Genomic DNA, 14,928 nt, shown 5'->3' on the forward strand with positions numbered 1-14,928 from the left:
ATTAGTTAACTCAGCTGCTGTCATGAACACCCTAACCGAATTCGACGACCTGGATGGCGCTGGGGGCACCGACACGCTGAATGCTCGTCTCGCGGACGACGTCGACAATACTGTCACCTTGACAAGCATCGAGGTCGTGAATCTGCGCTCGTCCGCTGATGCATCTGGATCTAGTGGTGGGATTGACGTTAATGCCGAAAACTTCTCCGGCATAGAACAACTCTGGAGTGATCGTTCCAACTTTGAGCTCAACGTCAAGGACGTTCAAGGGCCTGTCATAGCCGGCTTGAATCAGGTGGCCGCAGGTGCTGACTACAACATCACCTATGCATCAGACGTGCTCGGCTCAGACAGCTACACGCAGCAGATCGTGCTGCAAGGTGCGGGTAATGCTACCGCTAGTGGCTCAGTGGACTTAACCATCGCCGCCAGTGGCGACGATGATATCACCGGTCTGGACATCAATGCCGCCTCAGGGGTCAACCACCTCTCTTTCTTTGGGGTCAGTGGGGCTGGCGCTTCGGAAGACGACGACATCGAGACCCTGGCGATTGAAGGCTCGGCAGGCTTGATGATCAATGGAAACGACTTCGGCAACGCGCTCGAGTCGGTTGACGCCACTGGCTATAGCGGCGACCTTGAGCTGGATATCAGTGGGAAAGATGGTGGCAGCGGCGGCGCCGACAACTACGGCCCGCTGGATGTCATTCTTGGCGACGGAGACGACACCCTGACGGTTGCGGCGGAGATGGTTGGCCTTGAGTCTGGAGCCGGCACCACAACACTGCCCACTGATATCTCCATCGACGGCGGCTTAGGCGCTAATACGTTGGTCGTTGATGATGACTCTTTCATTTATTCCGGTGGCTTGTCGGATTACGATTTCGCCAACGTCAGCAACTTCCAGGAGCTATCGTTCCTGAACAACTTGGGCCCTGGTTCTGGGAGCGATACGCTCGATCTCAGTGAAACCGGTTTCACGAGCCTGACCCTCCAAGGGATGACAAGAGTTGGAGTCAATTCTAGCGGTGGTGAAACTGATAACGATCTGACCATCATCGGCTCCGAAGCCTTCAATGAGATCACGCTTAAGAACACACTAAACGTGGGCGAGAGTGGTGGCTCGTCTGGTCATGGTTCCATCACCCTCGAAGGCTTTAGTGCCCTTGCGATGACCTTTGAAGAAGAGGCTAGTGGCTCATATGTCGGGGGCGGCGGGCTGATCGCAAATGACCTGGTCAACGGCACCGTCAATCTCGTCGGCGATACATCCGTTGAAGTGGCCGCACTGAACTCCACGAGCTTGGAGACCTTGACGCTCAACTTGGGCGAGGGCTCGGGTTCCTTCACTGGACCGCTGAGTGCCGATGCCGGTGTCTCGGCTAGCCTAGAGACCGTGACCGTGACCGGTGGAGAAGATACAACGCTGACGTTCGGCATGGGAGTAGACCAAGACTCCTTCTCCACCCTGGATCTCTCGGGCATGAACGGAGGCGATGGGGCGAGTGGCGGTACCGGTACAATGTTCACGATTGCCGATGTCGCTCAGCAGGTGACAATCCAGGTTGGCACGGGGGATCTGGAGTACGATACGCTGAATACTCAGCGTGATCTCTTCCAGTTCGTCGGCGATGACATTGGCTATGTGGAAATCGGACAGGTCAGTGAAAGCGGAGGATTCGATGCGGGCACAGGAGCCAATAAAGATCGACTGGACTTCAGCCTGTTCGAGGGGATTACGGATGGCAATGACCTCGATATCGTACAAGACGGTGCTAATGCTGTGATTACCGCCGCCGATGGCCAGTTTGAGGGGACAATCGTGCTTGTCGGTGTCGATGCAGACGCCGAGCTCTCAGCCAGTCTCATCTTCGCCTGATCGGGGCTATACGAACACTGCCTGCCGGTCTAAGGCGGGTAGTCGTCGCGCAAGGGGAGCTTCGGCTCCCCTTTTTTTATCCTCAGCCCCCTGATGAACAAACCGGTGACTACATCGTCTCGATTATGGAGGCCGTCGCCATCGCGCACTGGCCCCGTGAGGGTGGCCCACTGCGCAACCTCGAACGCCGCCCCTTGCCCGCGTCAGAGCCAGAGCGCGGCCCTGCGTCGATGCGGGCATTGGGTCGAGCCGCGCTCTGACCGTCGCCGATACGCGCCCGGCGCGTATGCCCGCACTGCCGGGGGGCTGAATTGAGCGGGCTCGAGGCGGCGACCGCGCCTCATCCCGAGACCGTCGCGGGCTGGCTGCGGCAGGCGATCCTGCTGGATCGCGGCGGACAGCACCAGGCCGCGGCCGAGACCCTGCTGAAGGTGATGCGCGCCCCGCAGGCCACACCTGAGCAGCGCCTGCGCGCGGCGCGGTTGGTGGCGCGGTTCGAGCAGCGGGGCCTGGCGCTAACGGTGGCCACCGAGGCCTTTGAGCAGATGGGGCGGCCACTGCAATGGGCGAGCGCCCTGCTCTATATCGCCCAGCGCACGGCGGATTGGGATCTGGTCGCGGCGCTGACCGCGCAGATGCGCTCGGCCTATGCGGCGGGCCAGGCTGAAGCCCTGCGGGAGACGCCGCGCACCCACCTCGCATGCCTTAGCATATCATCAGCTGATAACAGTTGCCGCGCCGGTGTGGTGACTCCTGCCGCCGTCGCTACCCGAACCCGGCGGGGTTGGTGGCAAATCATCATCGTCTGGCTGGTGCAAGTGCGCTGGCAGGTCACCAGCCCAGCCCGAGGGCTGCCCCCGATCCTACCGATCGTGCTCTACAATGGGCTTGAGCGTTGGCATGCCGCCGAAGACATTGACGAACTGGTGCGTCCCACGCCGCCGCTGTTCCTACGCGCCTATCAGCCGCACCTGCGCTATTACCTGATTGACGAAGGCCGCTACACACCCGAGCAGCTCAGCGCCATCGACAGTCCATTGAGCGGTGTATTCGAGGTCGAGATCGCCTCCGGGGATCGGGTCTCATTACAAGCAGCCGTCGATCGACTGGTGCGCCTGATCCAAGCCGACCCCAACAAGGCCCGGCTGGATCGGCTCATCACCCATTGGCTCAAGCGCCACCTGCGGCGGCTGAGTGCGGACATTGACCTCAAACAGATCAACTCATTAGTCGAGGACAAGGCCATGTTAGCCGAGAACCTAGAAAGCTGGGCACAGCGCGAGCGTCGGGAAGGGCGTTTGGAAGGGGAGCGGATCGGGATGAAGAAAACGGCTCAAGACACGGCCCGCAATCTCATCGCACTGGGCATGCTCAACGACGGGCAGATTGCCCAAGCCACCGGCCTGAGTGTGGCGCAGGTCGAGGCATTACGCGCAGACAACTGATGCTGTCCGGTGACTAGGCGCGCTCCCTGTTGCTAGACTCAAACTATGCGTACCAAGCCTGATCGCAGCAACGCCATCCCACCTCAGCCCCACGCCAAACTGCTGGCAGAGCTAGAGGGCTTCGAGCATCTGCTGTTCGAGCCCATGACCCAAACGGATCTGGATCGGCTCTATGCCCTGTCGGAACGCTGGACGGAGCAACTCGGAGACAGCCCCGAGGCGATCGCGCTCTGCGATGCGCTGGAAGACTTCATCGGCGCGGGGATCGAGGATGCGGACGTGGAGAAGGCGTATCGGGAGCTGGTCGAGTGCGTGCAACAGACGCCTTCGCGCGTGAGCCACCCCTGACGCATGCTTCGGGTAGACGCAGAGCAGGCTGATTCAACCCTGACCCGCTCGCCCCCTGCCATTGCCCTGTGAGCGTTGCTGTTGAGCGCCCTTCAGGGTGGCCCGAGCACGCGTCGGAGCAGGCAAGACATCCAGGCAGCTCAGTGCATCAAAGGTCGACAGCAACCGTTGCAGGCGCGCGATGGCCTGTGCATCGTCCCGACAGACCAGCCCGAGCTGCGCGCTGTGCCTTGCAGGCTGATCCCGACCGTGAGCGATCAAGCCCACGCCCCATCCCTGAGTGATCGTCTCTCGCCAATAGGCAGCGCACTGCTGTGCGCGCTCCTCGGGCGATTCACTGAGCGGTCTCGATTCGCGGTTGGTCGGGGCAAACACAAAGACCATCCATAAGCGCAGTCCCTGCTCAAGAGGACTGATCAGGCGCCAGTGATAGCCCAGCAGGTCGACAAACGCGCGCTCGCGTCCCTGGCGACAGGCCTTGAACAGGGCAGTGCGAGCGCGCAAGAACTCACGGTTGTGCTGCGCTCGATCATGCAGCCACTGCTGCCTGTGGGGTTCGCGTTCAAACAGCACATGGACGAAGGTCAGACAGCGATGCTGTTGAAAGTGCCCCTTGACCTTCTGGATGTGGTTCTTCAGCGCTTTACGCTGCGCGCGTTGATGGTGATCGAGCGCCTGTTTCAACGACGGAAGTCTGAGGCTCGCCTGCAGGGTGCGCACAAACGCGATGATCGTCTCGGGCTTGGCATGGGCAGGGACCGGAGACTGCGCATAGGTCTGAAACAGCACGCGCAGCATCGGGATGAGCATGGCCTGGATCAGTGGCGACAGACCCGTGATGGCAGACTCACGCGCCAAGGTCCTCAGGTGGCCTCGCGTCTGCGCGATCAGCGGTTTCAGGGTCGCGTCCGCGAAGAGCGTGTCCGGTTCAGTCTTGCGCAGCCTATCGATCCATTCCAGCAACCGCTGTCTCTGGCGGGCCTCCTCATAGAGTCCGGAGGTGATGATACGGCGTTGGCATTCCGGGGACAGTATGCGTAATCCCCCTGACTGACCCACCTAACCACAGGCTTACACCATCCAGCCCCCGGGGTTCGCGCCTCGGGGGCTCTTGCGTACCTTGCTGAGCGGGTGTCTGCGGGTATTCCCCTGCGCTACACTCGCCCGATGAGTACCGACACCACCAACCCTCCATCCACTTCGCCTAAAAGCGACCACGACAGTCCATGGAAAGAAGCCCTGGAGCACTATTTCCCTGAGTTCCTAGCGCTCCTGTTCCCGGCCATCCATGCCGAGATCGACTGGTCAAAGGGCGTGCAGTTTCTCGACAAGGAGTTCCAGCCCATCCCATCTAAAAGGTTGTGCGCGAAGCCAAGACCACCCGGCGCTATGCCGACAAGCTGGTCGGTGCCACGCTGCGCAATGGCACGGCGGTCTGGGTGTTGATCCATGTCGAGGTCCAAGGCGAGCCGGAAACCGCCTTTGCCGAGCGGATGTTCACCTATCATTATAAAATCCGTGATACCTATCAGGTGCCGGTGGCCAGCCTGGCGGTGCTCGCCGATGCCGACCAAGGCTTTCGACCACAGCAGTACAGCGCAGCGCTGTGGGACTGCGACCTCAGATTCCGGTTCCCGATGGTCAAATTGCTTGACTACGACGAGCCCGAGCGTTGGGCCGAACTGGAAGTGAGCGATAATGTCTTCGCCCTGGTGGTGATGGCGCAGATCCGCGCCAAGATCACCAAGGATGCCAAGCAGCTCAAAGGCTGGAAATTCCACCTGATCCGCCTGATGTACGAGCGCGGCTATGAGCGCGCCTTGATTCTAGAATTGTTCCGACTCATCGACTGGATGATCCGCCTGCCCGAGGCGCTGGAAGCGGATTTCCGTCAAGAACTCTATACCTACGAGGAGCAACAGCGTATGCCGTATGTAACCACCGTTGAACAAGCTGGGATCGATAAGGGTATCAAGCAGGGCGTGAAGCTGGGCGAAGCGACCCTCTTACTGGCGCAGTTGGACGAGAAATTCGGCCCAGAAACCGTTGATGCCTACCGCGAGCGCATCACGGCCGCCGAGCCCGAGCAACTGCTGCAGTGGTCGAAACGCATCCTCAGCGCCGAGACGCCTGAGACCATCTTTCACTGAGGTTCGGCTCAGCACCGAATGAGCCGAGACCAGAGCCAAAGCGCACCGATGGCCAAGCACCACGACACCGGCTACAAGGAGCTGTTGTCGACCCCACCATGCCGCTGCGCATGCTCCACTACGTCGCCTGCTTCTATCAGCACCTGCTCAAGACCAAGGTCACCACCACAGCGCAAGGTCTGCCCCCAATCCTACCGATCGTGCTCTACAATGGGCTTGAGCGTTGGCATGCCGCCGAAGACATTGACGAACTGGTGCGTCCCACGCCACCGTTGTTCCTGCGCGCCTACCAGCCGCACCTGCGCTATTACTTGATCGACGAAGGCCGCTCACGCCCGAGCAGCTCAGCGCCATCGACAGTCCATTGAGCGGTGTGTTCGAGGTCGAGATCGCCTCCGGGGATCGCCTCTCCTTGGGGGCCAGGCACGATTTATTTTTCTGCTAGACTTAGGGCATGCCAAGACGCCCCCGCCTGCACATCGGCGACTACCCGCATCACATCATCCAGCGCGGCCACAACCGCGCGGCTTGCTTCTTTGCCGATGAAGACTACCAAGCTTACCCGCATTGGCTCGGGGACGGCTTGCAGAAAACCGGAATCCAGCTTCACGCCTATGTGCTGATGACCAACCACGTCCATCTGCTGCTGACGCCGAAGGCAGCGGAGGACATTCCGCGCTTGATTATCGCGCTGGGGCGGCGGTTCGTGCAGTACATCAATAAGACCTATCGCCGCACCGGCACTCTGTGGGATAGTCGCTACAAGTCCTCCCTGATCCAGACCGATACCTATCTGCTACGCTGCCAGCGCTACATTGAGCTGAATCCGGTGCGCGCCGACATAGTGCGCGACCCAGGGGAGTATCCTTGGAGCAGCTACCGGGCCAATGGTCTGGGCGCGAGCGATCTGCTGCTCTCTCCGCATGGCTTGTATTTGGAACTGGGTGCATCGCCCGAGTCCCGGCAGGCGGCGTATCGGGAACTGTTTCGCACCGGACTGGACGAGGCGGCACTCTCGGAGCTGCGTCTGGCCATTCAACAATCCCAGCCCATCGGCAGTGAGCGATTTCTGCAACAGATCGAGCAGATGACCGGCCAGCGGCGCGAAGCGCGTCCGCGCGGGCGACCTCGCTTGGAGCCGGGCGGGCCGGCGGTGTTGCCGGGGCAGATGGAGTTGGCGCTTTAGCGCTCTGCGCGCTGAATTCCCTGTTACTTGTGCGATGCGCGGGGCGAACCAAGCCTGAAACCCTTAGTCTTTGTTGAAACCTCGGTCATCTCATATCTGACGGCGCGACCGAGCCGGGATGTGGTGACGGCGCGCGTCAGGTCTAGACGCGCGATTGGTGGGATCGAGCTGATCAATACTGGGCACGGGCGATTTCTGAGCTGGTGATCGACGAAGCTTCAAAAGGTGACCCTGTAGCGGCACGACGTCGGCTGGATGTCGTTCGAAGCATTGATATGCTCCGAATCAACCCTGACTGCGAGCGGCTGGCGCAATAGATCATCGAGGCGGGTGCGCTTCCGGCAACGGAAGCGGAGGATGCGCTGCACGTTGCGCTGGCCAGCTATCACGGCGCTCGCTATCTTTTGAGCTGGAATTTTGCTCATCTTGTTGGCCCGGAGCAAAAAGCCCGACTGCTCGATACACTCGTTTCACTTGGCCAGACACCGGCTTTGCTGACAACACCCGAAGAACTGCTCGAAGGCATCCGATGAGATTACCAGCCCAAACCCAACCTCAACCCATGAGGGCGCCCGATCCAATTCTTGCTGAACTTTGGGAGGTGAAGCGTCAGTTGAATGAGGCCGCCGGCTATCGTGTCGCAGAGCGGGCGCGGATGGCTCATGAAGCCACATTGCAGGTCGAAGCGCGCTGGCATGAATCAAGTCATCAAAGGGGCGAGCCATCCGGGCAAGGACGCCCAGCCCCTGACTGATCCCGCCTAATCAGGTTTCACACTTCCAGCCTCCGGGGTTCGCGCCTCGGGGGCTTTTTCATGCGCATCGCGCCAAGCCACAGACCTACCAAGCGACCTGTTCCCTCCGGATGCAGATGCTAAGCCGGCTAGAGAGCCTACTGGCGAAGCGGGTTAAAATGGGCGCTGACCGAGAGCCAACGCCTCCTGACCCAGAGCAACCGCCCATGACCGACTGGACCGTCGGCTACCTCGCCGACATCGATTACACCTAAACAGCTATGGCTAACCTGCAACCGATCACCCTCTCCCGACATCGCGACCAACGCTGGGCGCGCTACACCGACTACCGCTTTGCCGCCGCCGACACGCTGGCGCCACTGGTGGTGCAAGAACTGCCGAAAGCGCTGATGAGCCTGCCGATCGGCTTCATCGAGCAGCAAGACGGCTACGGACTCGTGGCCGTGCAGAGTCTGCAGCCGGGGCAAAACCTCTTCGTTGGTGCCGACGGTCGCTGGCTCGGCGGCTATGTGCCAGCGGTGTATCGAGGCTATCCCTTCGCTTTGGCAAAGACCGAGGAGGGTCAGCAGGTACTGTGTATCGACGAGGACAGCGGCCTAGTGTTGGAGCAACCGCTGCCGGAAGAGGGCGAGCCGTTTTTTGATGTCTATGATCAGCCAGCAGAGCCGGTGCGCAAGGTGCTCGACTTCCTCCAGCAGGTCGCCGCCAACCGAGCCCAGACCGCCACCCTCTGCGCCCGATTGGCCGAGCAGGGACTGATCCAGCCATGGCCGTTGAAGGCCAAGGGCGCCGACGGCGAACGGCCCGTGCAAGGGCTCTACCGCATCGACGAAGCCACCCTCAACGCCTTGCCGGCGGATCAGTTCGAGACACTCCGTCAAGCCGGCGCCCTGCCATTGATCTACTGCCAACTGCTCTCGATGCAGCATATCGGCCGGCTCGGTACACTGGCGCAGCACCACGCTCAGGCCAAGGCCAAGACGAAGCCCGCGTTCGCTTCCAATGACCTCTTCGGCGCCGAAGACAGCCTTAGCTTCGACTGGGACACGTAATCGGGACGTGACCGCCGGGCACGCGCATCCCACCACCAACCCCTGCAGGAATCCATCATGGCTGAATCCCAAACCCTCACCATCGACGGCACCGAGTACAACCCGGGCGACCTCAGCGACGCCGCCAAGCAACAGCTCGCCAACCTGCGCGTCTGCGATCAAGAGATCCAACGCCTGCAGCAGCAGCTGGCCATCGCCCAGACCGCGCGCGGTGCCTATGCCAATGCGCTGAAGGCGGAGCTGCCCGACACCACCACACACTGAGGCATTCCCAGCCCGCCAGCATGGCCTCAGCAAACCATCGCGCGCTCGGGGCTGGATGGCTGGGTGTTGCCGGCCATCACTCGCCACGGCCAGCTGCAGCTAGCCAAAGTCCGTCGTGTCCGTTAGCGTCGGTCACCCATCACCGACCCGAGGCGGTTGTGCCGACCCAACCCACCGATGGCCAAGCACCACGACACCGGCTACAAGGAACTCTTCAGCCACCCCGAGCTCGTCCAGCAGCTGATCGAAGGCTTTGCCCCGCCCGAGATCGCCAGCCTGATGGACTTCACCACGCTGAAGAACCACAGCGGCAACTACATCACGCCGCTGTTCGAGGAGCGCTTCGAGGACGTCGTCTGGTCGGTGCAGGTGCATTGGCAAGGCGTCACCGAGCGGTTGTTCCTCTACCTGCTGATCGAATTCCAATCCACGGTCGACCCCACCATGCCGCTGCGCATGCTCCACTACGTCGCCTGCTTCTATCAGCACCTGCTCAAGACCAAGGTCACCACCACAGCGCAAGGTCTGCCCCCAATCCTACCGATCGTGCTCTACAATGGGCTTGAGCGTTGGCATGCCGCCGAAGACATTGACGAACTGGTGCGTCCCACGCCACCGTTGTTCCTGCGCGCCTACCAGCCGCACCTGCGCTACTACCTGATCGATGAAGGCCGCTACACGCCCGAGCAGCTCAGCGCCATCGACAGTCCATTGAGCGGTGTATTCGAGGTCGAGATCGCCTCCGGGGATCGGGCCTCATTACAAGCGGCGGTCGATCGACTGGTGCGCCTGATCCTAGCCGACCCCAACAAGGCGAGGCTCGATGCGCTGATCACCCGCTGGCTCAAGCGCCACCTGCGCCGGCTGGGCGCGAAGATCGACCTTACACAGGTTCATTCACTCATCGAGGACAACGCCATGTTGGCCGAAAACCTACAACACTGGGCAGAACGCGAGCGTTTGGAAGGCGAGCGGATTGGAATACAGAAAGGCGAGCGCATCGGGATACAGAAAGGCGAGCGGGAAAAGGCTCAGGCCACGGCCCGCAACCTCATCGCTCTGGGCATGCTCACCGACGGGCAGATTGCCCAAGCCACCGGCCTGAGCATTGCGCAAGTCGAGGCGCTGCGCACCGAGACCCAGCGCTAAGAGCGCGTGTCCACAACAAACCCCCGAACCCCCCCGTGCCCGTCGCTGCTGAGCGCTCATTTGAAATCAAAGGGTCCAGGTTCGATTTATTTTCCGGGCCACCTCGGGCAAGGACGCCCAGCCCCTGACTGATCCCGCCTAACCACAGGCTCCCACCATCCAGCCCCCGGGGTTCGCGCCTCGGGGGCTTTTGCTGAGGCGGCTGCCGCTGGTGCCTGCTGGTACGCGCCTGCGCTACACTCGCCCGATGAGTACCGAGACCAACAACACTCCATCCGCTTCGCCTAAAAGCGACCACGACAGCCCGTGGAAAGAGGCGCTGGAGCACTATTTCCCCGAGTTCCTGGCGCTCCTGTTCCCGGCGATTCATGCCGAGATCGATTGGTCCAAAGGCGTGCAGTTTCTCGATAAGGAGTTCCAGCCCAGCCCATCTAAAAGGTTGTGCGCGAGGCCAAGACCACCCGGCGCTATGCCGACAAGCTGGTCGGTGTCACGCTGCGCAATGGCATGGCGGTCTGGGTGTTGATCCATGTCGAGGTCCAAGGCGAGCCGGAAACCGCCTTTGCCGAGCGGATGTTCACCTATCACTATAAGATCCGTGACCGCTATCAGGTGCCAGTGGCCAGTCTCGCGGTGCTCGCCGATGCCGACCAAGGCTTTCGACCACAGCAGTACAACGCGGCACTCTGGGACTATCGGATAGACTTCCAGTTTCCCACCGTCAAACTGCTCGACTACGCTGAGCCGCAACGCTGGGCCGAGCTGGAAGCCAGCGACAACGTCTTCGCCCTCGTGGTCATGGCGCAGATCCGCACCAAGCTCACCAAGGATGCCAAGCAGCTCAAGGGCTGGAAATTCCACCTGATCCGCTTGATGTACGAGCGCGGCTATGAGTGCGCCTTGATTCTAGAATTGTTCCGACTCATCGACTGGATGATCCGCCTGCCCGAGGCGCTGGAAGCGGACTTCCACCAAGAACTCTATACCTACGAGGAGCAACAGCGTATGCCGTATGTGACCACCGTTGAACAAGCTGGGATCGATAAGGGCGTGAAGCAGGGCGTGAAGCAGGGCGAAGCCAGTACACTGCTGCGCCTGCTCGAGCAGAAATTCGGCCCCGAAGCGGCGCAAGTGCATCGCAAGCGCATTGAAACCGCCGAGCTCGAGCAACTAGACACCTGGTTGGGCCGCATTCTCACGGCTGAGAGCCCTGAGACGATTTTTCACTGAGGTTGGAAGCAGCACCCCATGAGCTGATTGAGACCGAGGCGGTTCTGCCGACCCAACGCACCGATGGCCAAGCACCACGACACCGGCTACAAGGAGCTGTTCAGCCACCCCGAGTTCTTCCAGCAGCTGATCGAAGGCTTTGCCCCAGCTGAGATCGCCGCCCTGATGGACTTCTCGACTGGTTACACTTCGAGATCGTCCGTGCTTAATGACGACCCGAAATTTCAAATAGCTTGGGTATATCGAAGCAGATGTTCGTGGCAGACATCACTTATAGACATCAATTCTCCGCGCGAAGCAATACCCATTGTGTTTCTTGCTGTCATCTACAAGAACAAGAACACGCTTACCAGTCGCAACCGCAAGCTGTGCTTGGTCGAGCTTGCGGAACCCGAAGACCTGATCATTAAAATCTCCTGTGCAACTAAACGTGACCCAAAGATCGCAGCCATTCGGGGGGGCCTCTTTGAGCAGCGCCATACAGCCGCCGTAATGGACGGAGTCGACAAAAACGCGCTCAACTTCAGTCACGATCCATGCTGTGCCAGGCCAAGCTGGTGGGCCAGCGAGTGTTATTAGCGCTAATAAACACCAGCCGAGTTGTTTTGCTGTTCTTAATTGCATGATCCAGCTCCAGAAAGTCAAAAGTTAGCGGGTAGTGGGGCGCCGATGTTTCGCACCTTGGCGCTAGCGGTCGGAGTGTGCATCGTCTGATGGTCCGGGGCTTCATCGACATCGCGAAATTCCCCAATCCATTGGCGCTCAGAGTGGATGCCTGCATGAGACGCTATCGGCGGTGCATCGACATCGATGTGTTTGCCAATCTCAATCATCTCCGCCGTCTTGTCCACCTTGCGAGAGGAGCGCTGCTCACCAACCTCGAGCGGCTCGCCAATGTTGATGGTTTCGTGAACGTCTTGAGGTTGATGATCACGAACATTGGGCTGTGGCGAGTCGGGATGGACCATCGGCATATCGAACTCGGTTTCTTCATCGGGTGCGTCGGTGCTCAGTTCGCCGACTCCAGGCCCTGAGAGCAGCGATTCTTTCTGCTCGATCGACTGGCTCGACCGCTGATCCGCGTTGGCTACTGCAGCCCGCCAGCCACCACGAGAGGGCAGTGAGACGTCTTGCCCGGGGTCACTCGATGCGCTTTTTCGGAAGAACTCGGCATCGACCGCAACTGCGTTCTCCAAGGTGAGCTCACAAGAGCCCAGGCCAGAGCAAGCGCCCGACCAACCGCCGAATGCGCTCCCGACAGCGGGTTGCGCTTCAAGCACGATGCCCGTACCGTCGACGAATGTGCCTTCGCAGGTATTGCCACAGGCGATTCCAGCGGGATTGCTTGTGACAGTGCCGCTTCCGGTTCCGGTCTTATTGACACTCAGTTGATAGTCAACACTTTGGGATCTGTAGTCTGCTGACAATGTCACCCCTGAATAGCTTGACCAGGCATGGAGTCTCACGTACCAGGTGCCCGATGTTGGCGTTGGGAAAGTGCAGGTTTCTTCATTACCAGGTAAATACGGTCTGCAATCGTACGCTATCGCCGTTGGCAGTTCACCATAGCGGACATAGAGATAAGCGTCGCCAGTGCCACCGCTGATGCTGATAACGAGATCCGTCGCGCCGGCTGGCACTTGCACAGCGAAGTATTGGGTGCTGCCTGTGGGTCCCGAGAGGTTTGCGATTGGCTCGCCGCTGCTGATTTCTGGCGGCGGCGTGCTGAAGGTGGCCGTGACGATCTTGGATGCGTCCATGGTCAGGCTGCAGGAGCCCGTGCCGCTGCAGCCCGCTCCGCTCCAGCCGTCAAAGCTGTCGCCGGCGTCCGGGTCTGCATACAGCGCAACGTTGGTGTCTTGGGTAAAGACTTGGCTGCAGTCTGCGCCGCAGTCGATGCCTGCAGGAAGACTCTCGACGCGTCCGGAGCCGGTGCCGGCCTTGGCGACCTGAAGGCGGATGTTGCCGTCATTGGTGGTGTAGAGCAGCTTGTTCGGTGAGCCAGCGGGATCGGTGATCTGGTCTGGCGTGGCATTGGTGAGCAACTGCGCGGCGAGGTCGGCGGCCGTGGGAATAGCTCCGCTGTTCTGATACGCAGCATCCAGGTAGAGAGCGGCGGCGCCGGCTACGTGCGGTGAGGCCATCGAGGTGCCGTTCCAGGTGCCGGTGGCCGTGTCGCTGGCATTGGTCGCCGAGGTAATGGCTGATCCGGGGGCGAACAGATCGACACAGCTGCCGAAGTTGGAGAACCAAGAGCGATGATCGGCACTGGTGCTGGCGCCAACGGTGATGGCTTCCGGCGCTGAGGCTGGTGAGCTCGTGCAGGCGTCTTCATTCTCGTTGCCAGCGGCGACCACCACCGGGATTCCGGCGTCGGATGCGGACTTGACCGCTCGATTTAATGCGAGTGAGTAGCCGCCGCCGAGGCTCATGTTGATGACGCCCGGATGCTCGGCGCTCGCGACCTGCGTGACGACCCATTCGATGCCTGAGATGACGCCGCTATCGCTCCCGAAACCGTCACAATCGAGCACCTTGACGGCGACCAGGGAAACCCCCTTCGCCACTCCATAGGTGTTGCCGCCAACGGTGCCGGCCACGTGGGTGCCATGGCCATCACAATCGAGGTCAAACCCATCGCCGGCGGTGTTGGTGCCCCAGCTTGCGCGTGAGCCAAACTCCTGGTGCGTGGTGCGAATGCCGGTGTCGATGATGTAGGCGGTGACCGTGCTGCCGTCGGCCGTGTAGGCGTAGCTGTTGTTCAGCGGGAGGTTGCGCTGGTCGATGCGATCGAGCCCCCAGGTGACGGGACTCTGGAGCGCGCTGGCGGTGACCACGCCGTCTTCCTCGACCAATAAGACGCGACTGTCGCGGGCTAGGCGTGCGGCCGCGGCGGCGTTGAGGCGAACGGCCATGCCTTGCACCGCGCGACTCCATTGGGCGCGGATTTGGCCACCGTATTGGCTGGCGAGGCCTTGATTGAGGGCGCCGACAGCGGATTGAACCTGAATGGCCGAGCGGCGGCGGCCTGGATCAACGGCTTCGGGCTTGTAGAGCACGATGTATTGGTCCGGCAGCGGGCGTTTCACCTGGCGCACGCTGGCGGTGGCATCCGGCCCCTTCTGGTGGTCGCCGAGGAAACCAGGCGCGGACTGCGATGCCAGCGACCACCCGAGCATGAGGAGGAGCAGTGCAGCGCAGGAGAGCGGCAAGGAGGTGGCGCGGGCGCAAGCCTTCATGGCGTTCCTAGATTCAGAATGGCGGTGGACCTTTTCTGTAGAAGTTTAGCGCCTGAAGCTGCCTCGTGGTCGGACCCAGCGCGCATTTCGAGGCAAAGTCGCCTGGGTAGAGTAGAGAGCAGGCATCCCGCGCCCGTAGACCCGGCCTATCTGTTTCCGCCCCTTTCGTTTGGCGGTGCCTCAATAGCCGAATCCTAGTCATGGGATACCAGCCCTCCCTCATCAAACCGTG

14 protein-coding genes are annotated in these 14,928 nt (G+C 60.9%); 11 read left to right on the forward strand and 3 right to left on the reverse strand.

The window, feature by feature from the left end; translation table 11 throughout:
- Positions 1-22 precede the first annotated feature (22 nt).
- The 3 genes from CKO42_RS09125 (at position 23) to CKO42_RS09135 (ending at position 3,672) form a co-directional block, all read left to right on the forward strand.
- Positions 23-1,879, forward strand: coding sequence for an autotransporter outer membrane beta-barrel domain-containing protein (locus CKO42_RS09125; RefSeq protein WP_200242470.1), 1,857 nt, complete (start codon positions 23-25; stop codon positions 1,877-1,879).
- Between the two features lie 311 nt (positions 1,880-2,190).
- Entirely contained in the window at positions 2,191-3,324 is a 1,134-nt protein-coding gene (locus tag CKO42_RS27255; RefSeq protein WP_242479245.1) for an RpnC/YadD family protein, read from the forward strand.
- A gap of 45 nt (positions 3,325-3,369) precedes the next feature.
- Complete coding sequence (locus CKO42_RS09135) at positions 3,370-3,672, forward strand: hypothetical protein (protein ID WP_200242472.1); 303 nt, start codon at positions 3,370-3,372, stop codon at positions 3,670-3,672.
- 33 nt (positions 3,673-3,705) lie between these two features.
- Here the strand turns inward: CKO42_RS09135 and CKO42_RS09140 are convergent, their stop codons facing one another.
- Complete coding sequence (locus tag CKO42_RS09140) at positions 3,706-4,635, reverse strand: hypothetical protein (RefSeq protein ID WP_200242475.1); 930 nt, start codon at positions 4,633-4,635, stop codon at positions 3,706-3,708.
- Between the two features lie 398 nt (positions 4,636-5,033).
- On the opposite strand from CKO42_RS09140, the gene CKO42_RS09145 reads away from it, so the two are divergent.
- The 3 genes from CKO42_RS09145 (at position 5,034) to CKO42_RS09155 (ending at position 7,008) form a co-directional block, all read left to right on the forward strand.
- Positions 5,034-5,822 (forward strand): RpnC/YadD family protein, encoded by a 789-nt coding sequence (locus CKO42_RS09145; protein WP_338034885.1) that lies wholly within the window; start codon positions 5,034-5,036, stop codon positions 5,820-5,822.
- Between the two features lie 98 nt (positions 5,823-5,920).
- Complete coding sequence (locus CKO42_RS09150; RefSeq protein ID WP_200242479.1) at positions 5,921-6,190, forward strand: Rpn family recombination-promoting nuclease/putative transposase; 270 nt, start codon at positions 5,921-5,923, stop codon at positions 6,188-6,190.
- An 86-nt stretch (positions 6,191-6,276) separates the two neighbouring features.
- Positions 6,277-7,008 (forward strand): transposase, encoded by a 732-nt coding sequence (locus CKO42_RS09155; RefSeq protein WP_200242483.1) that lies wholly within the window; start codon positions 6,277-6,279, stop codon positions 7,006-7,008.
- Between the two features lie 218 nt (positions 7,009-7,226).
- On the opposite strand, the gene CKO42_RS09160 is transcribed toward CKO42_RS09155, so the two are convergent.
- Positions 7,227-7,433 carry a hypothetical protein gene (locus tag CKO42_RS09160; protein ID WP_200242487.1) on the reverse strand — a complete coding sequence of 69 codons (207 nt, stop codon included), beginning with the start codon at positions 7,431-7,433 and terminating at the stop codon, positions 7,227-7,229.
- A gap of 589 nt (positions 7,434-8,022) precedes the next feature.
- Here CKO42_RS09160 and CKO42_RS09165 point away from each other — a divergent pair.
- The 5 genes from CKO42_RS09165 to CKO42_RS09185 all read left to right on the forward strand — a co-directional run bounded on the left by CKO42_RS09165 (position 8,023) and on the right by CKO42_RS09185 (position 12,036).
- Positions 8,023-8,814, forward strand: a complete 792-nt coding sequence (locus CKO42_RS09165; RefSeq protein WP_200242490.1) for a SapC family protein — start codon at positions 8,023-8,025, stop codon at positions 8,812-8,814.
- Positions 8,815-8,871: 57 nt separating this feature from the next.
- Positions 8,872-9,078 (forward strand): DUF6447 family protein, encoded by a 207-nt coding sequence (locus CKO42_RS09170; protein ID WP_200242493.1) that lies wholly within the window; start codon positions 8,872-8,874, stop codon positions 9,076-9,078.
- A gap of 177 nt (positions 9,079-9,255) precedes the next feature.
- Entirely contained in the window at positions 9,256-10,227 is a 972-nt protein-coding gene (locus tag CKO42_RS09175) for an Rpn family recombination-promoting nuclease/putative transposase (RefSeq protein WP_200242496.1), read from the forward strand.
- 441 nt (positions 10,228-10,668) lie between these two features.
- The gene (locus CKO42_RS09180; protein ID WP_338034886.1) at positions 10,669-11,457 is read left to right on the forward strand and encodes an RpnC/YadD family protein; all 789 of its coding nucleotides are present in this window, start codon (positions 10,669-10,671) and stop codon (positions 11,455-11,457) included.
- Between the two features lie 63 nt (positions 11,458-11,520).
- A complete protein-coding gene (locus CKO42_RS09185) occupies positions 11,521-12,036 on the forward strand; it encodes a hypothetical protein (protein ID WP_200242499.1) in 516 nt (171 codons plus the stop codon).
- Between the two features lie 62 nt (positions 12,037-12,098).
- Here CKO42_RS09185 and CKO42_RS09190 read toward each other — a convergent pair whose 3' ends face one another.
- A complete protein-coding gene (locus CKO42_RS09190; protein ID WP_200242502.1) occupies positions 12,099-14,696 on the reverse strand; it encodes a S8 family serine peptidase in 2,598 nt (865 codons plus the stop codon).
- Between the last annotated feature and the right edge of the window lie 232 nt (positions 14,697-14,928).

Origin of the sequence: Lamprobacter modestohalophilus, from assembly GCF_016583905.1 — a bacterium.
In the GTDB taxonomy this organism is placed as follows: Bacteria; Pseudomonadota; Gammaproteobacteria; order Chromatiales; family Chromatiaceae; genus Lamprobacter; species Lamprobacter modestohalophilus.